Origin of the sequence: Runella limosa DSM 17973 (assembly GCF_000482465.1) — a bacterium.
Lineage (GTDB): Bacteria > Bacteroidota > Bacteroidia > Cytophagales > Spirosomataceae > Runella > Runella limosa.
This window is the reverse complement of the sequence record NZ_AXVJ01000025.1, coordinates 218,138-241,948: the sequence shown is the minus strand read 5'-3', so window position 1 is coordinate 241,948 and position 23,811 is coordinate 218,138. Positions and strand designations below refer to the sequence as shown.

Below are 23,811 nucleotides of genomic sequence, written 5' to 3'. Positions count from 1 at the left end.
ACAGCATTTTTAAATTCCTCCGTCGCGAGGGCAAATATATGGAAAAACAACAACAAGACGAAGGAGGCGATTTCCTTTCAAATCACTTTCTATCCTTTCTTAACTCTCACCCGCTCATTTCTGTACGCGGATTAGAGACAGAAATAGGGATGCCGAAAGACACTATTCGTAAGGCAAAAGAGTCGAAAGGAGCGCGTCGCATCCCAGAGAAGTATTTCTACCAAATGGGGGTGATTCTCGTAAACTACGGGTTTAACTGGCCTGAGAATATTGAAGAATAATCCTATAATCAAATCTACTCAAATGACCAATAAACTAATAAGTGGGCAAGAGCTGGTTAAGCGCTCCCCACTTTTTTTTAAAATCAAAGAGGTAGCCATTGATGGCGAGGAGCTCTATCAGTTGTATGATAATAGGCTAGATAAGGCTATAATCTACGAGGCCAAGAAGGCCGAGACTGAACCATTCACCGAAAAAATGTTTTTTATGGGATCTCAACACCCCAACGAAATTTTAGCTGTACTACTTTAATCAAAAACGCTATCATTTTCTCAACAACCTCCATCGGTACCGACGCGGCTCAGGCACTGATGGAGGTTGTTCTTGTTTTTTTTGATAGCATATTTTTGCGGCCGCATTCCTCTAAAGGAGCTGCTGCGGGGTAAATTTGATAGCAAAATTGTATTGATGTATCTTTCGAGAAAAAAGACTGGTAAAGAAAAACCCCGCTACTCAGCGGGGTTTTTTGTTTTTGACTCCAAGCCAATCTTTACCATATCCGTAATTATTTTAGAAAGGCTTACTTTTTTTTGAGTCTTGATTGATTCTTGGGCTTGAATCGAAATTAGCTTACCCCAAAGTTCTTCGTCAAAATCAACGCTTATTCTTTTCATAGTTTGTGAAATTATTTATGTCGCAAATGTAAATATTATTTGATTATTATAATTATGATTGAAATAATATTGTAAATAATATTTGGTTATTTGATTATTTACAATTTATATTTGTGACATCGTTCACTTAAACAACAGATGATTTATGAAAAAGTTAGTTTTGAAGTCGATTTTAGTTTTAAATCGCCCTGTTTACTATTTGGTAGATAATGGCGTAAATTATGTGTTGATTCGCCCACTTTGTGAAGCCCTCCAAATAGATGCGGATTGGCAAATTAGAGAGTTGAAAAAGGATGAAGATTTAGCAGCTGAGGTGTGTGAACACACAACCCAGCTACCATCTGACAAGCAGAAAAGGGCATTTACTTGTTTGCCTGAGGAGTTTATTTACGGCTGGATTTTTAGCATTAAGTACAGTAACACCATGAGCGAAGAGACCCGTGAGAATTTGCGTCAGTACAAACGTGAATGTTACGATGCGTTGTATTCTCACTTTCATGCTAAGGTACGTAGCCTAACAGAAAGCATAAAAGAGCGTGCTGAGCTGGAAGTAGAAGCCCGTCGGCTAAAAATGCGTTTATTGGAAAATCCTGAGTTTGTGCGTTGGCAGGAAATTAACACATTGAAGCAGCAACAATCTTACCGACTTACCAAAGACCAAAAAGAATCGCTGATGATTTTGGTAGAAGAAATGATGGAAGAAGAGTCTGTCAACAACTAACAAAAAAGGGTAGCGTGTTACCAGCACGCTACCCCAACTCGTTCACCTAGACAAATACCGAAATGGAGAACTTAGACAAAGTTAAGAAAGAACTTCAAGAAGCCAAAGGGACCATTGATGTACTTTATAGGCGACTAAAAGAGTACGAGGAGCAAATAGATATACTGAAGCAAACTAGAATACTGCTAAACGAAGATCGTGCCAGGCTCCACCGTGAAATTAATGGCCTCCAAAATTACAACAATCATCAGCGCGAAATGCTTGAAGAACAAAAGCATGAGTTCTTGATGATTATGATGGAGAACTACAATGAAATTTATGTCAACTAATAAACAATACAACAATGAAAACCACCACAGAGTAACTACTTGAAAGTTACGTAAAGGCGTCGATGGCTGAAAAAGCCTTAGAGGCAAAGGTTAAAGCGTTAGAAGAAGAGCTTCAAAACGCAAAGATGAGAGCTCAACTTACCTATGATACTTACATAGCACATTTAAGGTCAATAAAAGTTTAATTTCCAAGCCAACTTCTATCAGGGCTTATTTGTTCTAAAGCCCTGATAGAAGTTGGAAAGCTGAAGCATGGCAGATTCTTGATCGTCTTCTACAATGTGTACATACCGCATCGTAGTTTGAATATTTGTGTGGCCAAGTATCTGCTGTAATTCGTGTACTTTTCCCCCAGCGCGTAGATAATTTGTAGCAAACGTGTGGCGCCCCGTGTGGTAGCCGTCGATATTTATTTTATAACGCTTCGATAGTTTCTTTAATACCTTTCGCCCGTAGGCTTCCGATATTTTTAGATTTTGCGCCGTGGCCTGATTTTGCAAGAAAATAAGGTCTTCTAAGTAGCCCATCGCAATCGGGTCGATGGGGACATAGATAGTTTTAAGGCGTTTTGTCACGACCTGCTTTTGTGGGTGAAATGCCAGGCGTCGAGTTACGCGGTAATATTCTATTTTGTTTTCATCGAAAGCCAGAATGTCGGAAATACGTAGGCTAAGGGTACACGCCACCAAAAAGCGACACAAGGTAAGTTTTTCGCCCATTGGCAGGCTCTCATTCTCATACACATCCATCAAGTCAGCCACTTGATTTGGGAGCAAATGTTCGATTTGCTTTTCATCCTGATTCGTTACTACATCGGCTTTTTTAAAGGGGTTGTCGATAGAAATGCCGTCTTTAATGGCTAGATTAATGTAGGCGCGTACATATTTTAGGAGATTGGCGATGGTATTTTTATCCAACTTTTTGTCATCGTTGGTTCGTTTATTGGTCTGTTTTTGCAGCCAGGCTTCGTAGTTTTCAATCAGCTTTTTGGTGAGGTCGTTGTAACTAATCGTGTTTTTGTACGCCCGCAGCCATAGCCAAGCGTTTTTGTGTGATTTTCGGGTACCTTCCGTAATTTTTTTTCTGTAGAAACGCTCCTTTATTTTTTTCTCCATATAGGCCACAAAATCCTTACGTTTCTCGTATTCCAGGTATTCTTTTTTTACTTCAGATAGCGTAAGTGGTTTGTCGGCCAAACGGCAAACGATGAAAATGTCGTTCAGCTTCGCTATTTGATCTGTGATAATAAGGTTGTAATCATTGGCTTCTTTATCGTTTTTTTTTCGAGGTAGTACCTTATTTTCTTCTTCGCTTACCAAATCTTTGGGCCAACTGATATTTAGCGGAAGTTGGTCTTTTTCTCCATTAACGTAGATATACAGGTATAGCGCTACGGTGCCGTTTTGCTTTACGTAAGAGCCTTTGAGGAGGCTTACAGTCGTTTTCATTTTCGCGAAATTTTAGAAAAAGGTGGTTGGATTTTCAGTTTTCGAGAAGTTTTAGAAAGAAAAAACCCCTCAAATTCGCTGATTTGAGGGGTTTTAAAGTGTTTCGTTGGCGGACAAGGACTCGAACCCTGAATAAAAGAACCAAAATCTTCTGTGTTACCATTACACCATCCACCAATTCCGTTTTGGTGGTGCAAAAGTACGGCTTTCTTGGTTACGTGTCAAGCGTTTTTTGGAAAAAAAATGAGAATAAATTTTTCAAAAAACGCCTTTTGCTTGATATTCAGTGGTTTTGTGTGAATATTTTTTTTGACTAAACCGCCGCTGTTGCCGCTTCAGGAGCGATTTTTTTAACCAATCCTTGAAGAACTTTACCTGGGCCACATTCCACAAATTCGGTTGCGCCATCTGCTACCATGTTTTTCACCGACTGCGTCCAGCGTACTGGAGCCGTGAGCTGTGAAATGAGGTTGGCTTTGATTGTTGCGACGTCGGTAGCGGCTTGGGCATTTACGTTTTGGTAAATAGGGCAACGTGGTTCGCTGAATTGCGTGTTTTCAATTGCCGCTGCCAATTCTTCGCGGGCAGGTTCCATCAGCGGTGAGTGGAATGCTCCGCCTACAGGAAGTGGCAACACGCGCTTGGCTCCTGCTTCTTTGAGCTTTTCACCAGCCAAACGAACTCCTTCGTGTGAGCCTGAGATAACTACTTGGCCTGGGCAGTTGAAGTTGGCCGCCACGACTACTTCGCCTTCTACCGAAGCGCAAATTTGCTCGATTTTTTCGTCGTCAAGCCCAAGTACGGCCGCCATGGTCGATGGCGTTAGCTCACAGGCGCGCTGCATGGCGGCCGCGCGTTGTGCCACCAATCGGAGTGCATCTTCAAACGACAATGCACCTGCTGCTACCAAGGCAGAAAATTCGCCAAGCGAGTGGCCTGCTACCATCTCGGGGGCAAAATCGGCGACAGTCGAAGCTAAAATAACGGAGTGCAGGAAAATCGCAGGTTGAGTAACATTGGTTTGCTTGAGTTCTTCGTCGGTTCCTTCAAACATGACCTTGGTTATCTCAAATCCTAAAATTTCGTTGGCTTTATCGAAGAGCGCGCGTGCTTGAGCATTGTTTTCGTAGAGGTCTTTGCCCATGCCGCTAAACTGCGAACCTTGGCCAGGAAATACGTATGCTTTCATTGATTTTTAGAAGCCCTCCGCCCCCAAGAGGGAGTTTAGTTTGATCGTTGAATGGGGCAATGCGAGTGCAAACATACAAGGCTTGCCCCAAACTATCAAACAATAAACAAGGAGCGTTCTTCGGGAGTAGGAATGCGGCAACTTTCTGATTTTCCAAAAATTTGGTAGCGGTTACGGGCAACAAGCCCATAGAAAGCGTCTCGAATAAAGCGGGGAAGAAGAATAAAGCCATATAACCATGACCAGCCTGTAAGGTAACGGGCAATTTCTAAGGCTGCTGTTGACTTCTGGTAGAGTTTTCCGCTGCGGAGCAGAAGGATAGTGTTTAGCTCAACGGTTGAATAACCGTTTTCTTGAAGCGTTTTCTGCCCTAATTCGGACTGAAGTGATGCGAAACGATAACGACGTGTCGAATCATGGTCAATGATAAAATTGACACTTGCATTGCAAAAATTGCATACTCCGTCAAAGAAAATAATATCCATTGGAAAAGAGTGTCGAATGGGGGAATGACGAGTGTCGAATTGAAAGCTTTGGTTTCGTCATCATCTTATTTAAGTAGCTTCGGCGAAGCATAACCTATTGCTTTGTTACGCTTCGCCGAAGCAAAAATCAAAAAATATCCTTCTGCTACTACAAATGTTGTGCCTCTACCGAGGCTTCTATTTAATCAACTGAATCCATCCTTTTAAAGTGAGGGGTTCGCTGGTTTTTTGTAAGGTTTTGAAGGTAACTGTTACTTGGTAGTAATAGGTTCCTGAAGGCAAGTCTTGGCCATCCGACGTTTTGCCATCCCAATTGATATTTGGATTGTTACTTTCAAATATCTTCGTTCCCCAACGATTATATACAACAAACGTCATGGTTTCGATGAACGCCGTACAAGAAAGCGGAGTAAACAGGTCGTTTTTGCCGTCGCCATTAGGCGTAAACACGTTTGGCAGTCTTAGTGATGTACAGTTGTCGTTACAAACGGTATTGCTCTTAGCACTTTCGGTACCAAAACGACTGACTGCCGTCACGTAATAACAGCCCGCGTAGGAGTCTAGCCCTGTATGTCGGAAAGTGGTTGTTGGGGCAGTAGTTTGTCCTATTTTTGTAAAAGGGTCTTCTGGATAACGGGTAAAATAAACATTGTAGCTAACCGCAGGTGCACATTCTTGGTTGTTAGCGTTGCTGACTGGGTAAGTCCAGTTGAGGGTATTGTTGACTACCGAAGAGGCACATTCAAGTCCTGTAGGGTTATCGCAATTGAGGGCATCAATGGTCAAAACAGGTGGGCAAGGTTTGGTGCTGTCGGCGGGAGCGGCACACACAATTTGCGAGAAATTATACAGTTGCCCTACTCTAATGCGAGGGCTATCGTAAGTGCCTACCGTCTCGACGCGATAACAATAGGTAGAGTCGGTCGAGAGTTTGATGGTGTGTGTGCCATCTGCCGTAAAACGGTCGGTGCCATCGTCGGTGTAAGTAAAGGTGCTTGCACTTTGCACTGACACTTCCGCGATGAGGTTGAACGTACCTGGGCGATTTCTAACTTCCCGATACACGCGGTGACGTTGGTTTTCGTTGCGCCAAGGCACTACTGCTTGCCAGTTGAGGCGTAAACCTTGGTTGGCAGGAGCAACGGATAAACGAACGCTGCTGGCAGCCTCCGTAACGCCGAGACTCGTGAGCGTACCGTTGAGGGTATGGAAAAACTCCAAGCGGTAGCGGTATCCATTTTGAACTGTATTGAGGTTACGATCGACATAAATGGTGTCAACCGTAGCGTCTAAGTTACTATTGATAGTCGCAATGAGGGTAAAGTCGGTGCCATTCAAGCCTGTTGCTCTCGACAAGCGATATTGATAAGGGCCAGGGACATCGCTTGCTTTAAACGGCGGACGAGTCCATTTTACCGTAATAACACCTCGGTTTGTGCTGGTTGTATCCACGGTTACGTTGGTGAGCACAGGTGTTTGCGCGGGTAAGTCTAGGCAAGTTTCGTCCGAAAGGGGGCTGAACCCGCCCTGTGGAAGTGCGTAGGCTACCCGAATACGATAGCTGTATTGAACACCACCCCTTCTTAAACCAAGACCGTTGTTGTCATCAGTAAAAGTAGTAGCATTGACAGGAACTCGGCCCACCTCAGTATAGCCCAAAGCAAGTGGGTCACCTGGGTTGGTACATCCGCTGAATGTTCCTCCCGAACAACCTTCTTTTCGATAAATGACCATTTGAGCTCCAGGGAGCTGACAACGATAGGAAGTCCAAGTAAGCGTAAAGCCTGCGGCTGCGCCCGTGGATGGGGTGGCTGTAAGGCCAGAAGGTCTGGGTGCAACAACCCGAATAGCAAACGATTCGAGCGAAGCCAATTGAATCTGATTACGTCCAGGTAAATCTTCAACTTTGATAACGACATCGTAAGGTGCTTCGCGAACGTGGCTACAGTTGGTCAGCCAACGAAACGTTCCTACGGCAGGAGAGGCTTGCGATTGGCTCACCGATGGGGTAAATGTGGCATAGTCGGTCGCAATCAAAGGAGGGCTAATAGGTTTTCCTTGGGGGTCTAAGTTGAAAACTCCTCCGTATGCCGAAAATATCAGGCGATTATTGTCGGGGTCGGTAGCACGGGCTGTTTGCGAGGCGACTTGCCCTGCTTCTACACACACATTCGCAATGGGGTCGAGCAGTGGCCTTCGGTTGGGGCCATCGGCTACTACAATTTGCATATCTCGGACTACCTCACCGATTTTGACGCCGTCGCGCCATTCTTCAATAATAAAAGCAACGTTATAAATACCTGTCCTAGCAGGAGCATCCCAGCACAAATCTCCCGTAATGGGGTCGATGGTGAAGGTAGCAGGGGCATTTTGTAATTCGTTTTTTGCATCAGGATCTACCCCCAAAGCAGGGTCACGGTAGCCATTGACGTTGCGGTTGATACAGGTTCCAGGAGTTCCTTGTTTTGGAATAGAAAGACGATAAGAAAGGCTATCGCCATCAGCATCAAAAGCCGCAGGGTTATGGCAGAATTTTTGGCCAGTACGTGCTGAATCCAAAGGAGGGTTGAGCATGACGGGCGTTCGGTTGAGTCCGAGCGATGCATTGATGACCAATACTGTTTCGACATAAAAAGGCGTATTGACAGAGTTAGACATATTAACTACGCCATCGTTGCGGTTTTCGATACCCACCGAAATGACATATACCCCAGGCGACGAAAACGTAAACGGCTTACTGAAAGTGTTTATCGTAGTTGCTACGTTGATGGGCGCTCGTCCAGTCCGTTCAACCAGTAATGTGGTTCCTGCCCCTCCGTTGAAAGGACGAATACAAAACGTCACGTCGTTTTGGCCTTCGCTGGCCATTCGTCCCCCAATTTCATCATGGTAGGTCGTGAGGGTTAGCCTATAAGTAAGGTCTCGGTCGGAGATGCGACTTGCCGTAATCTCGCCCGCGCGAACGTGCGTGGCATAAGAATAGTATGCACTACAAATGCACAACCAAAGAAGTAGAATACGTAGTGTCAAATTCCTCATGGGTAACTATGGGGTATGATTGGGTACAGTGTCGATTGCAGCTAGTGGTCTGCAAATAGTATTTTTAAAACGAATATTTCAGGAAAATGGTGTAAATTTTATTGCTTTTTCCACCGCTTTCTTTTTTAGAGACGTATTTTTTGTGCTTGATGCTAAAACAAAAAAATGACACACTCAGTTACAAATTTGTGCTTTAAATGACTATTGCTAATTAGCAAAAAAAGTTTAATTTTAGATTGTTTCTAAATTAATTGAGACCTACTTTTGACCGCTGAAAATAGTAATAATCATCGTTTTAATTTAAAAAACTTAGATATGTCTTGGGTTACTCAAACACTATCAAGCTCAATTGGAAAAAAGTTGGTAATGGCCCTTTCTGGCTTGTTTTTATGCTCTTTTTTGATTGTTCACATGAGTGGAAATTTACAGTTGTTTAAACATGACGACGGCTTGGCCTTCAATGTCTATGCCGTTTTTATGACAACCAACCCCCTCATCAAAACGGTTTCGTACGGTTTGTACGCACTTATTTTGTTGCACGCCTTTGAAGGTTTGTATTTGGCAAAACAAAACCGCCAAGCGCGTGGGAATCAGCGCTATGTGGTTTACAACGGAAAAGCAAATAGCTCGTGGTTTTCGCGTAGTATGGCGCTGCTTGGTACTATTTTGCTTGTGTTTATCGTCGTTCACATGTCAAACTTCTGGTTTGAATACAAGTTTGGATACGTGCCTTACACGCAGTATGAGCAGAACCTCGTCACTGGTGAAGTCGTAGCAACTCCTTTCGAAGGTGAAATCAAAGGCAAAATGGAGGAATTTGTACGTGAAGAAAACCAAACACGCGTGGTAATCGTGAAAGATTTGTACCGTAGTGTAATGGAAGGGTTCAAAAATCCAATTTTAGTACTTTTCTACGTGCTTTCTATGTTTGCTGTGTCGTTTCACTTGGTGCATGGCTTTAAGAGTGCTTTCCAAACGTTGGGAATCAATCACTCTAAGTACAACCCTTTGCTCAATTTCTTGGGCGTTGGGGTATTTGGTATCCTCATTCCAATTGGTTTTGCTTTGATGCCTTTGTACTTCTTTTTCAAAAGCATGTAATGATGAATGTGCCCATTTGAGAATTTGAAAATGTGCTAATGAAGCACAATCAAGTTCTCGCAATTAACTCATTTTCAAATTACCGAATTTCTCAATTTCCAAATTAGAAAATATGGCAACATCACCAAAATTGGACGCCAAAATCCCCGATGGGCTGCTTGAAAGTAAGTGGACAAAGTACCGCTCTACGGTAGCGCTCGTCAACCCCGCCAACAAGCGGAAACTAGAAATTATCGTTGTAGGAACTGGTTTGGCAGGAGCGTCAGCTGCTGCGACGTTGGCCGAACTAGGATATTCTGTGAAAGCTTTTTGTTTTCAAGATTCTGCCCGCCGTGCGCACTCAATCGCTGCCCAAGGGGGAATCAATGCTGCTAAAAACTACCAAAACGACGGGGACTCTACCTATCGTTTGTTTTATGATACCATCAAAGGAGGTGACTACCGCGCTCGCGAAGGAAACGTTTATCGCTTGGCGCAGGTATCAGCTTCAATTATTGATCAATGCGTAGCGCAAGGTGTACCTTTTGCCCGTGAGTACGGTGGCTTGTTGTCAAACCGTTCGTTTGGTGGTACCCAAGTACAACGTACTTTCTACGCCGCAGGACAAACAGGCCAACAGCTTCTTTTGGGGGCTTATTCGGGCCTTCAACGCCAAGTAGGATTGGGAACGGTAAAAATGTACTCGCGTCACGAAATGCTCGACGTAGTAGTGATTGATGGCAAATGCCGTGGAATCATTGCTCGTAACCTCGTAACGGGTGAAGTAGAGCGTCATTTCGGTCATGCGGTGTTGCTTTGTACAGGTGGCTACGGAAACGTATTTTACCTTTCAACCAACGCGATGGGTTCTAACGTAACCGCCGCTTGGAAAGCACACAAAAAAGGAGCTTTCTTCGGAAACCCATGCTTTACGCAAATCCACCCAACTTGTATTCCTGTTTCGGGCGACCACCAGTCGAAACTGACGTTGATGTCAGAGTCGTTGCGTAACGATGGTCGTATTTGGGTGCCTAAAAAGAAAAATGATACCCGCCCTGCGGACCAAATTCCAGAAGACGAGCGCGACTATTATTTGGAGCGTCGTTATCCTGCTTTTGGTAACCTCGTACCTCGTGACATTGCCTCGCGTGCCGCCAAGGAGCGTTGCGATGCTGGCTATGGCGTAGGAACGTCGAAAATGGCGGTTTATCTCGACTATTCGGCGGCGATTCAGCGCTACGGAAAAGGAGAAGTAAACAAATTGAACCTCCACGATGCTTCTGCTGAAAAAATCACTGAATTAGGAAAGGCAGTGGTAAAAGAGAAATACGGAAACTTGTTTGATATGTACAAACAAATCACAGGCGAGGATCCGTACGAAGTGCCAATGCGTATTTACCCTGCGGTTCACTATACCATGGGTGGGCTTTGGGTTGACTATAATTTGATGACAACTGTACCAGGTTTGTACGCGTTGGGAGAAGCTAACTTCTCTGACCACGGTGCCAACCGCCTCGGTGCAAGTGCCTTGATGCAAGGTTTGGCCGATGGATACTTCGTTATTCCTTACACAATCGGGGCTTATTTGGCCAACGAAATCCGTACCAACGCGATTTCTACTGACCACCCTGCGTTTGTGGAAGCTGAAAAACAAGTAAAAGACCGTATTACGAAACTTGTTTCTATTCAAGGAAAAACGTCGCCAGAAGCATTCCACAAGCGTTTAGGGAAAATAATGTGGGATAAGTGCGGTATGGCACGTAACGAAGCTGGTTTGAAAGAGGCTATCTCAGAAATCCAAGCATTGAAAAAGGAATTTTGGTCTGATGTGCGCGTGATGGGTGATGCCGATGAATTTAACCCTGAACTAGACAAAGCTGGCCGCGTGGCCGACTTTATCGAATTGGGTGAGTTGATGTGCCGCGACGCCCTCAATCGCAACGAATCGTGTGGTGGTCACTTCCGTGAAGAGTACCAAACTGAAGAAGGTGAGGCACTTCGCGATGACGAAAACTACATGTACGTAGCGGCGTGGGAACATGCAGGCGAAAGCCAATGGGAACTCCACAAAGAGGATTTGGTGTACGAAAACATTAAGATTGCCCAACGTTCTTATAAGTAATCACCTTTTATCACGCTGTAAGGGTCTAAAAACCATATTTCGATGTTTATAGACCCTTACAGCGTGACAAAAAAAACTTCAAAACAAAATGTCAGCAGGAAATATGAATCTCACCTTGAAGGTGTGGAGACAAAAAAATAAAAAAACAGAAGGGAAAATCGAAACTTACCAAGTTGCTGGTATTTCGCCCGATATGTCATTCTTGGAGATGTTCGACGTGTTGAACGAGCAACTCATCGGTGAAGGTAAAGAACCTATTGCTTTCGACCACGATTGCCGCGAAGGTATTTGTGGGATGTGCAGCATGTACATCAACGGCCGTCCACACGGCCCGAAAGGTGGAATCACTACTTGCCAGTTGCACATGCGTAGCTTCAGCGACGGTGACACCATCGTGGTAGAGCCTTGGCGTGCTAAGGCGTTCCCTGTCATCAAAGACTTGGTGGTAGATCGTAACGCTTTTGACCGCATTCAAGCGGCAGGTGGGTTTGTGTCGGTCAACACGGGTAATGCACAGGACGCCAACAGCATTCCAATTGCCAAAGAAGACGCCGACGAAGCATTTGCAGCAGCGGCGTGTATCGGCTGTGGCGCTTGCGTGGCGGCTTGCCAAAATGCTTCCGCAATGCTATTCGTATCGGCCAAAGTATCCCAATTTGCGTTGTTGCCACAAGGCCAGCCAGAGCGCAAAATGCGCGTAGAGCGTATGGTAGCGCAAATGGACGAAGAAGGCTTTGGCTCGTGTACCAATACAGGTGCGTGTTCGGCTGAATGCCCTAAAGAAATTTCTTTGGAGCACATCGCTCGTCTCAACCGCGAATACTTAGGCGCTAAATTGACGTCACAAGGCGTATAAGATTTTATTGATTTTTTATAAAAAAGCCATTCTTCGGAGTGGCTTTTTTTCTGTATCTTATGACTTCATTACTTTTGCAACCCTATCCGCACAACGCGCTATTTTCTCGCTATTGGTTATTGGTTTCGGCAGGAGCAGGGCTTTTTATCGCACTATTCTTGATTATTTTCCAGCCTTTTGGAGCATCTTATTGGCAGCATCCCCACAAAAACCTGATCCTAGCAGGCTATGGGCTGGTGACTTTTTTGTGCCTGTCGGGCATTAGCCTAACCATGCCGCTTTTGTTCAAACGTTGGTATTCGGAAGCAAACTGGACGGTCGGGAAAGAAATTCTGGGGGTCTTATTAATCTTAGTTATTATTTCTGTAGGAAACTGGCTTTACAGTCAAAGTTTTGTCGGTGGCTCATTCCGAATCAAAGAGTTATTTGCTTGGATAGGTATTACCGTAGCTATCGGCATTATTCCTACAACCATCATTACATTACTTGATTACACTCGCTTGCAGCGCAAATATGCGACCGACAAACTCGTGATTAAAACCGTTAAAGAAGAAGAACCCGAACCTACGGCTTTAGCAACAATCACGCTCATTGCCGAAAATCTCAAAGATACATTTAGCCTTACGCCCGAGGAGCTATTGTTTATTGAATCGGCGAGCAACTACTCGGAGGTGGTATTTTTAAAAGAAAATAACCTGCAAAAAATGCTCATTCGGAGTAGCCTCAGTCGCTTGGAAGAGCAGATTCAGCATGTCGATATTGTACGGTGTCATCGCTCATTTATTATTAATCTAAAGCAAGTCGCCAAAATCACTGGGAATGCGCAAGGCTATAAATTACAACTTAAAAACGTCGAATATCCGCTTCCTGTAGCTCGTCGTTATACCGATTTGATTGCTACTTATTTCAAAAAATAGCTTGTCATTCATCCCAAAATAGGCGATAAAAGCCCCAAAACGGGTCATTCGTCCCAAAACCTGGGTAAACATCCCTTTTTTTTGGACAGCTATTTTTAACCCTCTACGTTTGTGTCAGTCAAAACACAAACACGTTTTTTTATGGAAGCTTTATTGAACCTAACAGCCATTTTCAAAAGAACCATTTTTACTATTGCCGCTTGTTCGGTACTTCATTCCTTCTCGGTTCAAGCGCAAACCGCCGAAAAAGACACAACGGTAGAACGCTTAAAAGTTCGGACGTCATTTGCCAAATCCTACTTTGGCATAGACGCTTTTACGACCACAGGCGGAACAACACAATATCTCACCCCGAGCGGCCTGTCATCGGTTGATTTTGGGGGAACTACTTCACCTCGTATTTTATTGGGTGGAACGCACTTTTGGGGACATGCTGATTTCTACGTCTCCATTCCTGTGGCTGAATTTGGTAAAAAAATCCCTGCCGAATTGGCCAACGTTTCGTACAGTGAAGGTGTTGAAACTGGCGCACGTTTTTTCCCGTGGGCTATCAAAGAAGGTAAACTACGGCCTTTTGTAGGAATTGCTTTCAAAGGATTTAGCTTTGCACAAATCTCCAACGAACCTAATAAAAATTATACCACAGTGCCGTCGGTGGCCAAGACGACCTTTCCGTATCAAGCGGGTGTTGTGTATGCCACCAAGAAACTTTTGTTTCAAGCGGGTGTCAACTATCAACGTCACACGGCCTTTCAGTACCCACTGTCTCGTACCCAATACGGTGCTTTGGAAGTATCGCCTTGGTCGTTCAACGTGGGCCTGAGTTATTGGATTAATACCAATGGCGGTTTGGCTTCTAAATACGGCGAAAAATATATGAAAATGGGCGTAAAAAAATTACAAACACGTAACCGTTTGAACTGCTGGTACGTGGGAATTGGTCCATCAAGCTCGTTTGAAATCTCAAAATCAGAATACATTAAAGATAAGTACCCATTTTTAAAGCAAGAAAGCCCAGGAAGTTTGATTCCTGACATTGCGGCGGGGCGTTACTTTCACAAAGCGGATGCCAACGTGGGCGTGTCGTACCGTAAATTGGGCTACGGCATGAGCGGATACGGCGTACACCTCAATTACGAACGCCGTTCATATACCCTTGAAACTTACAAATTTTTGGGCGATTACCATGGTTTTGTACCTTACGTAGGCCCTACACTCGCCTACGAAGACTTGAGATTCACCAATACAGACAATGGCGTCTCTAAGTCATTTGAAGCCAAAAAAGTAGCCCTGGGCGTGATTTTCGGTTGGGATATTCGCATTAGCCGCTCCGAAACGTGGTTGTTGCGTACCAACCTTCGCTATACACCTAACCTCCACCTCAAAGCCGAAGGAAAGAAAGTGATGTTTGACCAAATGGAATTTAATTTTATTCAGTTTGTGTGGATGGTCGGACGAAGACAGGCGTGGAAATAGCGAAAGAACATCTCGAAAGTTTCCAACTTTCGAGATGTTTGGTTTTTAAGAAGGAACGATTATCTGCTTTTTTTACTTATACGCTTTTGGGATAAAAAATAGCAAAACACAGATGAAAGCAGTAGGATTCAAGACATCGTTGCCCATCTCGGAAGAGGAGAGTTTTATTGAATTTGAAACCGCCAAACCCCAGCCCAGCGGCCACGAATTATTGGTAAAAATAAGCGCCATTTCGGTCAATCCCGTTGATTTTAAAATACGACAAAATTCCGCCAAAGGTACCGTATTAGATACGCCCAAAATCATTGGTTGGGATGCGGCGGGAGTGGTAGAAGCGGTAGGAGAAAACGTAAGTTTGTTTAACGTCGGTGATAAAGTTTATTACGCAGGAGACATTACCAAGCCAGGAAGTAATTCAGAATACCAATTGATTGATGAGCGAATTGTGGGAAAACAACCGTCCACGTTGTTCGACGAAGCAGCGGCGGCTATGCCCTTGACGGTCCTGACGGCTTGGGAAATTTTCTTCGACCGTATGCGGCTTTCGGTCGAGCGCGATCAAAACAAAACCTTGCTTATCATTGGAGGAGCAGGAGGCGTAGGGTCGATTGCCATTCAAATCGCCAAAAAACTACTGGGATTGAAAGTGATTGCCACGGCCTCGCGCCCAGAAACCATCGAATGGTGCCAAAAAATGGGGGCAGATGTGGTCGTTAACCACCGAAATTTGGTAGAAGAAGTACGCGGCGCAGGGTTTCAGTTCGTCGATTTTATCGTTGATTTTGTGGATAACAACGGCTATTGGGATGCCATGGCCGAGCTCATCAAGCCACAAGGACACATTGCTTCTATTACGGGCAGCGCGGTCCCTGTGGCGTTGAATAAACTCAAAAGTAAGAGTGTGAGCTTTTCGTGGGAGTTTATGTACACCCGTTCGACCTACCAAACCGACGATATGATTGAACAGCATCATATCCTTAATCGTGTGGCACAGCTACTCGACGAAGGAGTGTTGTTTCATACGCATACCCACACCCTTCACGGATTATCGGCCGAAACGCTCAAGCAAGCCCACGCGCAGCTGGAGTCGGGCACAACGATTGGGAAATGGGTAATAAAATATGCTTAGTTCGACACCACTCGGTTTAGTACTTTTCCTGACATTTTTCCCAAAGTCAGCCCCTGGAAAATAATAGAGAAGACCACCACGAAGTAGGTCATTTGTAACAATAAATCTTTGTACGGGTTATCGCCTATGGCAATCACCAAGGCAATAGAAACCCCGCCGCGAAGTCCGCCCCAAACAAGCATCGTGAGTGAGCCTTTGTTGAGTTTGAAAGGAACAATGAGCGACGGCAACCAGATAGATAAAAAACGGGCAAAAAGAACGACAACAATGGTAATTGCCGAAACGACGGAATAAGTGTTCAGTTTCAGGTCTGGAATGAGTAACAACTCAAAACCCATGAATAAGAACAAAATCGCATTCAGAATTTCGTCGTTTAGCTCCCAAAATTTTGTCAGATAGTCTTTGGTTTCGTCGCTCATGGCGGCTTTTTTACCGTAATTTCCAATAATAAGCCCTGCCGCGACCATCGTAAGCGGCCCCGACGTGTGGGTAGCCTGCGCAATGAGGTAGCCTCCCATCACGACTGATAACGTAATAAGTACCGAAACGATGTAATCGTCGATGCCTTTGATGGCTTTAGAAGCCGTAAAACCGAGCAACACCCCAAGCAGTAAGCCGCCTAATGCTTCCTTTGCTAGTAGCCAACTGATAGACCCCAGCGAAATGTCGATGGTGGGGGCCTGCGTCAACTCCAAAATCACGGCAAACAACACGACGGCGACCCCATCATTGAAAAGTGACTCCCCCGCAATTTTGGTTTCAAGCGATTTTGGAACATTGGCTTTTTTGAGAATGCCCAAAACGGCAATGGGGTCGGTAGGGGAAATCAGCGAGCCAAATAGCAAGCAATACAAAAACGGCAGCTCAAGGCCAAACAAAGGAAGGCCATAGTACAAAATTCCCCCGATAATAAAGGTAGAAATGATAACGCTGATGGTCGAAAAAGTCAGAATCGGCAGGCGATGCTCTTTCAAATCAGCAAAGTTGACGTGAATTGCTCCCGCAAAGAGCAGAAAATTGAGCATTGCCCCCATCAAAACTCCCGTAAAGTCAAATTCTGTGAGGAGTTTGAGAAGTTTTTGGGTAGTAACTGGAAAAAGCCAATGCCCCGCGAACCGTAAGATAATGGATACGAGAATGGCCATGACCATGATACCAATGGTAGGAGGGAGTTTTAGAAAACGGAGATTGATGTAAGCAAAAGCAGATGCTAACACAATGAGAACCGAGAACGAATAATACAATTCCATAGCTGTGCTTTGGGGTGGATGGTTTAAAAAAATGTAAAAGAGTACCTGTCAACCTAGGTTGAAAATCAAAAACTGCGTAATGGTTGACTTAGAATAGTGATAGAAATAGCAAGTTTGTATAAGTCCACATAACCGAGACCAACTCGGTATGTGCTTTCTGTTTTGACGGCTGCTAGTTGGCTGAAAAACAGCTTAAAAAAGAAACAAATGCTTTATGGCTTATACAGTTGTATTTTACTTGAAACGAACAATATACGAGTTTTTTGTGAAAAATCAAAACATTTTGAGCAGAAATTGAGATTTTTTAGGCAAAACTGTACTAAAATAGCCAAGTTGCGAAAAAAGTACTTCTCCGCAAATACCAAGATTACTGCCAAGATAGGGCTTGAGCCAACAATAATGCTTTCTACGCTGGGCGCATAAAGAAACGCTATTTTTTGGGGCTGTTTGATGATTTGTCCTATATAAAAAGTACAATAATATATTCTTCCAAATGTAAGCTATTGCTTTACGAAACCCATTTGTTTCACAAAAAAAGCATGAAAAAACTTGCAACCATTTGATTGCTTATTATATTTGCAATCAAATGGTTTCTTTTTTATTTGAAAACTATTAGCAATCATGAATAAAATAGACCAATGGCTCAGCCAAATCAGGAAGATTTGGAAAGGCCGATTTGCTCAATTAGACGAAGTATTATCAACCTTAAAAAAACAAAAACACCCATGAACACGCGCTTTCTCTTTGATTTTTCGGTAAACAAGGCAAACAACACCATCCACGTAAAACGCGAGTTTGCCGCAGATGTAGATTTGGTATGGGAAGCATGGACAAATCCCGAACTGCTCGACCTTTGGTGGGCGCCGAAGCCATACCGTACCCAGACGAAAAGCATGAATTTTTCAGAAGGAGGTTATTGGCACTATTGTATGATTTCACCCGAAAATGAAATCCACTGGTGCCGAGCTGATTATCAGAAAATTGACCCTAAAAAAAGCTTTTCAGGGCTCGATGCCTTTTGTGATGAACACGGGACGGTTGTGCAGGATTTTCCGCGTTCTCTATGGAACAATGCCTTTGCCGCTACGACCAACAACATGACATTGGTTGAGATTACGATTTCGTACGATTCACTAAGCGACCTCGAAAAAGTGGTTGAGATGGGCTTTAAAGAAGGCTTTTCGATGGCGCTCGAAAATTTGGATCAGTACTTAGAGACGCGGTTTCAATAACAATGGCAGCGTGGGCTACTTCCCATTGAAATTGGGATAGGGTGGATGAGTGACGTTGTGCAGGAGTAGTTTTCCAAAAGAGGTTTTTTAGCCATTGGAACAATCGAAAGATCCGAATACCAAGCTGGGTGAGCTGATTGAGCAACCAAAATCTTCGAGTCCAGCCTTTGGGACCTACGATGGAAGCGTTTACGTACTGGGTAGTTCCAATGGTCGTGTATCCGTGTGCTTCGTGAATGTGTCCAAAAACGTGCAGACGCGGTCGTACCCGTTGTTGAAGGACGTCGAGCAAATCGCGACAGCCTTCGTGGCTACCTCGGTCGGAAGTATCAAGGATACCAAAAGGGGGGCAGTGAGTAATCAATAAGTCGGTATGAGGTGGAATAAGTTTCCAGTGACGACGAATTTCACTTCCGCGTTTTCGATTAAAAGCCCAATCGTGGTAGTGCGGAGAAACAGGTGAGCCCCAAATAAACAAACCTTCGATTTCGACACCACTATCTTGAAGGTAGTGGGCGTTTGTCAATAATGCCTTTGTTTTTTGAGGTGAATTTTCAAAACAAAAGTCGTGGTTGCCAGCTACCACGACTTTGTGTTTATGGGGCAGAGTGCCTAACCAAGTATTGAAATCGGCTACTTCACGTGCGTCGCCTGCTACTGTAATATCGCCAGCGTGAATAAGAATATCCCCATCGGGAACAGCCGTTGCTCGGTGGAGATTGTGCGTGTCAGAAATACAGACGATTTTCATGAGAATGTCCTTATTTCACTCCTTTTAACTTCATTTGGGCAAAATAAGGATGTTCTGGATTGACAATTAGCTCTTGGCGCAATGGATGGATGAGTACGTCCATGTCTTCAAGTGGAATGGCGCCAATGAGTACTTCACTATCGCCAGGAAGAATCATGGCGTTGCAAATAGTACGTCTATTTTTAAAGCGTAGTTCAACTTGGCTAACAACATCATATTCTATACGGTCGCCGTTCGCCATTTGCCCAATTCGTTTTTCCATGACAGGAAATTGCATTTGGGCCTGAATTGACTCATTGATACAAAGCATATAGCTGCCAGTATCCACAAGACCAGTAACATACATGCGCTTTATTTCATCTTCGCCAATATAAAACTTGCGGGCCAAAGCTAAATCTTCCGCGTTGATAAGTTCTACCTCTGCATATACCAATCCCATACAAGAACAATGATTTTAGATACTAAAACACTAAATGGATGGTTAAATATAAATAAACGTCCTTAGAATCGCTAGCGGTTACAGTTCAAAGCTCTCTTCTTCTTCCTCAAAAAACAAGTAATTCAAGAAGTCACAATAAGGTTTGATAAGGCGGCAACCGTTGACTATCTCTTTGGCAAAGTTGGGCGAAGTGACTTCGGCATCGGTGTATTTGTGCATGAAAAAAAGCTGTTTGCGCTTCAATAGTGCGATGTCAGGGTGATTTTCAGGGTAGCCTTTGGGCATCCGTTGTAGGCTTTCGCCCCACGCTTCGGGGAAGTACGCTTTAAACTCAGGTGCTTCAATGATACTTTTTAAAGCTTCTGGATTAAAATCAATCTCTTGCCGAAACTTCGCCAGTTGTTTTGGAGTAGGGTTCCACATTCCAGCGCCCAAAAACGATTCTCCAGGCTGGATGTGTACATAAAAATCAATGCGGCCCGAGTGCCGACCTCCTGGGCCAACCGCCGCCGAAAGCCATTCTTTGTAAGGTGCTTTATTTTTGGAAAAACGAATGTCGCGGTTGATACGAAACAGGCAATCTTTGGGCTCGGTATTGGGAAGGTTTTCAAATTCTCCAATGCCTTTGATAAGGTCTTTTACCAATGCCTCCATTTCTTTTTTGGCGGCATCGTAGCGCTTGCGGTGCTCAGTAAACCACTCACGGTTATTGTTTTCGGCTAGTTCTTGAAGAAACTCAAGGGTAGATAGTGTCAACATCAGATTTCGTATTTTGGCCTAAAAATAGCAATTTTGTTGCACCCAAACGTAGGTCTGTCCAGAAGGCAGCGGAAAAGGGAAAAACGTCACAAGTACAAACAATACACAATGGCTCGAATATTAACAGGTATCCAGAGTAGCGGTAAACCACACTTAGGTAACATTTTGGGCGCCATCTTGCCCGCGATTCAGTTGTCGGAAAAATCTGATAACGAGTCGTTTTTGTTTATTGCAGATTTGCACTCGCTTACGACCATCAAAGATGCGAAAGTGCTCCAAGACAACACCCGTGCCGTGGCGGCAGCTTGGCTTGCGTGTGGTCTTGATACCGATAAAGTGGTGTTTTATCGTCAGTCGCGGGTATCGGCCTACCATACCGAGCTAACGTGGTATTTGTCTTGCTTGACACCTTATCCAATGTTGGCCAATGCCCATTCGTTCAAGGACAAAGCCGACCGTTTGGCCGATGTCAACGCGGGCTTGTTTGTGTATCCTGTGTTGATGGCCTCGGATATTTTGCTTTATGACGCCAATTACGTCCCCGTAGGTAAAGACCAAAAGCAGCACCTCGAAATGACCCGCGACATGGCGGAGGCGTTTAACCGTACTTATGGCGATACTTTTGTGATTCCTGAGGGGAAAATCGACGAACGTTTGATGACCATTCCAGGTATCGACGGACAAAAAATGAGCAAGTCATACGGAAATTATATTGACCTTTTTCAATCAGAAAAAGAGCTACAAAAAGTAACCAAGAAAATCTTGTCGGATTCGACAGCGCTTGAAGAACCGAAAAACCCAGAAACGGACCTTACGTTTAAATTATATTCGCTCATAGCCAGTGACAGCGATATTGCAACCATGCGCGAAAACTACCTCAAAGGTGGGTATGGCTATGGTCATGCCAAGCAAGCATTTTTTGAAGCCCTAAAAACACGTTTTGCGAAAGAGCGCGAGATGTTTACGTATTATTACGAAGAAAACCCCGCCGCACTCGAACAAAAACTCCAAGAAGGAGAAGAAAAAGCGCGTGCGATAGCCTCCAAAAAACTAGCCGAAGTACGGGAGAAAATAGGGCTTTCTTAATTTGTTACGGTTTCCTGTTTCGGGTTTTTAGGTTTACAGTTTTTGCTATACCGACGAAGTTTTGTCATACCGACGAAGGAGGTATCTAACACCCTATCAAAAACCTAAAAACCTCAAGCTGTAAACGGAAAGAGGTCGGGTTATGGGTATCCCTTCATACAAACCCAAAAAACAGTAAACCCCAAACAGTAAACCAAAAAAATGCTCCACGAGATTCAACAGCTTGATACGCAGATTTTTTTGTCACTCAACGGTGCTCATGCACCTTGGGCTGACACGCTGATGTATTGGGTGACGGAACGAAATACCTGGATTCCGATGTATGCCTTGCTGATTATTTGGTTGGTATGGCAGTACAAACAGCAAGCGGCGGGCATGATTGGCGCGTTGATTTTGACGATTATCATTGCCGATCAAACCGCTTCTACGCTGTTAAAACCGTGGGTGGAGCGGTTGCGGCCCTGTCATGTTGCTTATTTGCAGGATAAAATCCACTTGGTTGTCGAAGGTTGCGGGGGAACCTACGGATTTGCGTCGTCGCACGCGGCCAATAGTTTTGGGCTTGCTGCGGCTTTGTGGTTGGTGTGTAGCGCGGCCGTCAAACGACCCAATAAGTATCTCCTTTGGTTTTTTCCGTGGGCAGCGTTAGTTTCTTACAGCCGTATTTATGTGGGGGTTCACTATCCATTAGACATCATTGCTGGGGCAATTATTGGGGTAGGCGCGGCCTTTATCGCTGTGAAAACCGTCAGTTTTATTCTTCTTCGATTTGCTAAAAAATAATTAATTTTAGGCAAATCTTCTCCTCCTATGTTTGACGCTTTGCATCAATTGGTCGCCCAATTTGTCACTTTCACCGACCGTGAAAAAGCAATTTTGGAGAATGCGTTTGTGTTTAAACAAGTGCCTCGAAAATTTTCGCTTGTGCGGCAAGGGCAAGTAGCCAACGAACTGTATTTTATCAACAAAGGAATGTTACGTCTTTTCTACGAAAACGAAGGCGATGAAATTACGGCCTTTATTTTTCGAGAAAATCTCTTTGCCAGTAGTTACGATAGTTTTTTGCGACAAGCGCCCAGTATTCAGTCGTTGGAAGCACTTGAAGAGGCTGATTTGTTGGTCATTACCCAGCCCAAAATGAACGAACTCTACGAAGCGCTGCCCAAATTTAATGTGCTCACCCGCAAAATTGCCGAGCAACGTTTTATCAATGCACAACAAATTTTGTCTTCTTTTTTGCTCGATAGCCCTGAGGAACGCTATGCAAAGTTTGTAGAACAAAATGGCGATTTATTACTCCGAGTGCCTCATCACCTTATTGCTTCGTACTTGGGCATGACCCCCGTGTCGATGAGCCGCATCCGAAACCGACTTGCGCAACAAAAACGTTAGCTGAACGCATTTCTTTACAATTGTTAATGGAGGAGGAGGCGTTGGCAAGCTACTTTTGCAACATCATTAAATGTTGCGGTCATGAAACACAAAATTAGAACCGAAATCATCATCAATGCGTCCAAAGAAAAGGTTTGGAGCATCCTCGCCGACCTCAATGCCTATGCCGTTTGGAATCCATTTATTGTAAAAAGTGAGGGTGTCTTGAAAGTGGGTACAAAACTCAGAAATACGCTTCAAAATGGAGATAAAACCATTGTATTTAAACCCAAAGTAGTAGAGGTAGCGCCCAATCGAAGTTTTGGTTGGCTAGGTTCACTTTGGGTAAAAGGGCTTTTTGATGGCCATCATTACTTTGAAATTGAAGAAATTTCTGAAAACCAAGTTAATCTTATTCACGGAGAAAATTTCTCGGGTATTCTTAGTTCGTTGATTTTAAAACAAATTGGAAACGATACCCGAAACAACTTCGTCAAAATGAATCAGGCCCTTAAAAGTCGGGCTGAACAGCTTGACGTGAAAAGATAGTCAGACCTTCCAAAGTGTAGATGCTAACGAGGTAAAAACTTGGAAGGTCTTTTGTGTTTGTTGGTTTAAAAAAATAGTTACTTTTGCCAAAAGTCATTTTTACAGCGTTATTTAAACCATTTCAGACAGACATGAAAAGAACGATTATCACTTTTGTAGCGCTTGCCGCTATGGCATCCTCTTGTACCGTAAGCCGTAATTCAATGCGAGAAGCCAATTATCAGCTATGGCTTCACCACGAAGATTTAGAGCTGTCGGAGCAAGTGGTCGGAGAAGCCAATCAAACCAAAGTATTGATGGTTGACTGGAAACGCCTTTTTGGCGGAAATTGGGAGTTTGGGCAGGCAGGAGGTTTACCCAATGACCCTTTTAGTCCGCAGCTTAATGGAAGTGTGACGGGGGTGGCTGCGAGCCAAGTAGAAGCCGTAAATTTTGTCATCAATGGGATTATTGGCTTAAACAATGTATCGAGGGTGGAGCAAATGGCGATGTTTGACCTTATGCGCAAAAACCCAGGGTACGACATGATTATTTTTCCGCAATTCGCTGCACGTCGTAAGTGGTTTGTAATAGGTTCTAAAACCAACGTGACGGTGAAAGCAAGGCTCGCCCGCATGAAACCGACTAAGTAGCTTCAGGCCTTCCAAGTTTGTTATGTGGCGTTGTCGAAACTTGGAAGGTCTATTGGCT

At 44.1% G+C, this 23,811-nt stretch carries 25 protein-coding genes and 1 tRNA gene; 16 read left to right on the top strand and 10 right to left on the bottom strand.

The annotated features are described in order from the left end of the window. Positions 1–38 precede the first annotated feature (38 nt). Positions 39–281 (top strand): hypothetical protein, encoded by a 243-nt coding sequence (locus K339_RS0101095; RefSeq protein ID WP_028521947.1) that lies wholly within the window; start codon positions 39–41, stop codon positions 279–281. Between the two features lie 22 nt (positions 282–303). Next, positions 304–531 carry a hypothetical protein gene (locus K339_RS0101090; RefSeq protein ID WP_157607436.1) on the top strand — a complete coding sequence of 76 codons (228 nt, stop codon included), beginning with the start codon at positions 304–306 and terminating at the stop codon, positions 529–531. Between the two features lie 197 nt (positions 532–728). Here the strand turns inward: K339_RS0101090 and K339_RS36920 are convergent, their stop codons facing one another. Continuing rightward, a complete protein-coding gene (locus K339_RS36920; RefSeq protein ID WP_157607435.1) occupies positions 729–893 on the bottom strand; it encodes a hypothetical protein in 165 nt (54 codons plus the stop codon). A 145-nt stretch (positions 894–1,038) separates the two neighbouring features. Here K339_RS36920 and K339_RS0101080 point away from each other — a divergent pair, with 145 nt between their 5' ends. After that, positions 1,039–1,614 (top strand): phage antirepressor N-terminal domain-containing protein, encoded by a 576-nt coding sequence (locus K339_RS0101080; protein WP_028521945.1) that lies wholly within the window; start codon positions 1,039–1,041, stop codon positions 1,612–1,614. Positions 1,615–1,676: 62 nt separating this feature from the next. Next, positions 1,677–1,943: a hypothetical protein gene (locus K339_RS0101075; RefSeq protein ID WP_028521944.1), complete on the top strand. Its 267-nt coding sequence runs from the start codon at positions 1,677–1,679 to the stop codon at positions 1,941–1,943. Positions 1,944–2,146: 203 nt separating this feature from the next. Here K339_RS0101075 and K339_RS0101065 read toward each other — a convergent pair whose 3' ends face one another. From K339_RS0101065 to K339_RS0101040, 5 genes are all read right to left on the bottom strand, one after another. Beyond that, positions 2,147–3,391 carry a site-specific integrase gene (locus K339_RS0101065; RefSeq protein ID WP_028521943.1) on the bottom strand — a complete coding sequence of 415 codons (1,245 nt, stop codon included), beginning with the start codon at positions 3,389–3,391 and terminating at the stop codon, positions 2,147–2,149. 106 nt (positions 3,392–3,497) lie between these two features. Continuing rightward, positions 3,498–3,568 (bottom strand) — tRNA-Gln (locus K339_RS0101060). Positions 3,569–3,704: 136 nt separating this feature from the next. Then, complete coding sequence (gene fabD, locus K339_RS0101050) at positions 3,705–4,580, bottom strand: ACP S-malonyltransferase (RefSeq protein ID WP_028521942.1); 876 nt, start codon at positions 4,578–4,580, stop codon at positions 3,705–3,707. A 95-nt stretch (positions 4,581–4,675) separates the two neighbouring features. Further along, positions 4,676–5,065, bottom strand: coding sequence for a thiol-disulfide oxidoreductase DCC family protein (locus tag K339_RS0101045; RefSeq protein ID WP_037298796.1), 390 nt, complete (start codon positions 5,063–5,065; stop codon positions 4,676–4,678). Positions 5,066–5,242: 177 nt separating this feature from the next. Beyond that, the gene (locus K339_RS0101040; RefSeq protein ID WP_028521940.1) at positions 5,243–8,104 is read right to left on the bottom strand and encodes a T9SS C-terminal target domain-containing protein; all 2,862 of its coding nucleotides are present in this window, start codon (positions 8,102–8,104) and stop codon (positions 5,243–5,245) included. 315 nt (positions 8,105–8,419) lie between these two features. On the opposite strand from K339_RS0101040, the gene K339_RS0101035 reads away from it, so the two are divergent. The 6 genes from K339_RS0101035 (at position 8,420) to K339_RS0101010 (ending at position 15,684) form a co-directional block, all read left to right on the top strand. Beyond that, complete coding sequence (locus K339_RS0101035) at positions 8,420–9,205, top strand: succinate dehydrogenase cytochrome b subunit (RefSeq protein ID WP_028521939.1); 786 nt, start codon at positions 8,420–8,422, stop codon at positions 9,203–9,205. 112 nt (positions 9,206–9,317) lie between these two features. Next, positions 9,318–11,306 carry a fumarate reductase/succinate dehydrogenase flavoprotein subunit gene (locus K339_RS0101030; protein WP_028521938.1) on the top strand — a complete coding sequence of 663 codons (1,989 nt, stop codon included), beginning with the start codon at positions 9,318–9,320 and terminating at the stop codon, positions 11,304–11,306. A gap of 103 nt (positions 11,307–11,409) precedes the next feature. Then, positions 11,410–12,162, top strand: coding sequence for a succinate dehydrogenase/fumarate reductase iron-sulfur subunit (locus tag K339_RS0101025; RefSeq protein ID WP_211243771.1), 753 nt, complete (start codon positions 11,410–11,412; stop codon positions 12,160–12,162). 59 nt (positions 12,163–12,221) lie between these two features. Next, the gene (locus tag K339_RS0101020; RefSeq protein WP_028521936.1) at positions 12,222–13,079 is read left to right on the top strand and encodes a LytR/AlgR family response regulator transcription factor; all 858 of its coding nucleotides are present in this window, start codon (positions 12,222–12,224) and stop codon (positions 13,077–13,079) included. 141 nt (positions 13,080–13,220) lie between these two features. Then, a complete protein-coding gene (locus K339_RS0101015; protein ID WP_028521935.1) occupies positions 13,221–14,555 on the top strand; it encodes a hypothetical protein in 1,335 nt (444 codons plus the stop codon). A 112-nt stretch (positions 14,556–14,667) separates the two neighbouring features. Further along, the gene (locus tag K339_RS0101010; protein ID WP_028521934.1) at positions 14,668–15,684 is read left to right on the top strand and encodes a zinc-binding alcohol dehydrogenase family protein; all 1,017 of its coding nucleotides are present in this window, start codon (positions 14,668–14,670) and stop codon (positions 15,682–15,684) included. On the opposite strand, the gene K339_RS0101005 is transcribed toward K339_RS0101010, so the two are convergent. Then, complete coding sequence (locus K339_RS0101005; protein ID WP_028521933.1) at positions 15,681–16,934, bottom strand: cation:proton antiporter; 1,254 nt, start codon at positions 16,932–16,934, stop codon at positions 15,681–15,683. The genes K339_RS0101010 and K339_RS0101005 overlap by 4 nt on opposite strands. Before the next feature lie 725 nt (positions 16,935–17,659). On the opposite strand from K339_RS0101005, the gene K339_RS0100985 reads away from it, so the two are divergent. After that, entirely contained in the window at positions 17,660–18,166 is a 507-nt protein-coding gene (locus tag K339_RS0100985) for an SRPBCC family protein (RefSeq protein WP_028521931.1), read from the top strand. Here K339_RS0100985 and K339_RS0100980 read toward each other — a convergent pair. The 3 genes from K339_RS0100980 to K339_RS0100970 form a co-directional block, all read right to left on the bottom strand. Then, on the bottom strand, positions 18,102–18,917 hold the full coding sequence (locus K339_RS0100980; protein ID WP_028521930.1) for a metallophosphatase domain-containing protein: 816 nt from the start codon (positions 18,915–18,917) through the stop codon (positions 18,102–18,104). The two genes, K339_RS0100985 and K339_RS0100980, sit on opposite strands and share 65 nt — an antisense overlap. 10 nt (positions 18,918–18,927) lie before the next feature. Beyond that, positions 18,928–19,356, bottom strand: a complete 429-nt coding sequence (locus K339_RS32265; RefSeq protein WP_051397723.1) for a retropepsin-like aspartic protease — start codon at positions 19,354–19,356, stop codon at positions 18,928–18,930. Positions 19,357–19,434: 78 nt separating this feature from the next. Next, complete coding sequence (locus tag K339_RS0100970; protein WP_028521929.1) at positions 19,435–20,115, bottom strand: DUF2461 domain-containing protein; 681 nt, start codon at positions 20,113–20,115, stop codon at positions 19,435–19,437. Between the two features lie 108 nt (positions 20,116–20,223). On the opposite strand from K339_RS0100970, the gene trpS reads away from it, so the two are divergent. From trpS to K339_RS0100945, 5 genes are all read left to right on the top strand, one after another. Beyond that, the gene (gene trpS / locus K339_RS0100965) at positions 20,224–21,201 is read left to right on the top strand and encodes a tryptophan--tRNA ligase (protein ID WP_028521928.1); all 978 of its coding nucleotides are present in this window, start codon (positions 20,224–20,226) and stop codon (positions 21,199–21,201) included. A 201-nt stretch (positions 21,202–21,402) separates the two neighbouring features. Continuing rightward, positions 21,403–21,984: a phosphatase PAP2 family protein gene (locus K339_RS0100960; protein ID WP_028521927.1), complete on the top strand. Its 582-nt coding sequence runs from the start codon at positions 21,403–21,405 to the stop codon at positions 21,982–21,984. 27 nt (positions 21,985–22,011) lie between these two features. Further along, positions 22,012–22,593, top strand: a complete 582-nt coding sequence (locus tag K339_RS0100955; RefSeq protein ID WP_028521926.1) for a Crp/Fnr family transcriptional regulator — start codon at positions 22,012–22,014, stop codon at positions 22,591–22,593. 81 nt (positions 22,594–22,674) lie between these two features. Further along, positions 22,675–23,121 carry an SRPBCC domain-containing protein gene (locus tag K339_RS0100950; RefSeq protein ID WP_028521925.1) on the top strand — a complete coding sequence of 149 codons (447 nt, stop codon included), beginning with the start codon at positions 22,675–22,677 and terminating at the stop codon, positions 23,119–23,121. A gap of 131 nt (positions 23,122–23,252) precedes the next feature. Beyond that, positions 23,253–23,753 carry a hypothetical protein gene (locus K339_RS0100945; protein ID WP_037298790.1) on the top strand — a complete coding sequence of 167 codons (501 nt, stop codon included), beginning with the start codon at positions 23,253–23,255 and terminating at the stop codon, positions 23,751–23,753. Positions 23,754–23,811: the final 58 nt, after the last annotated feature.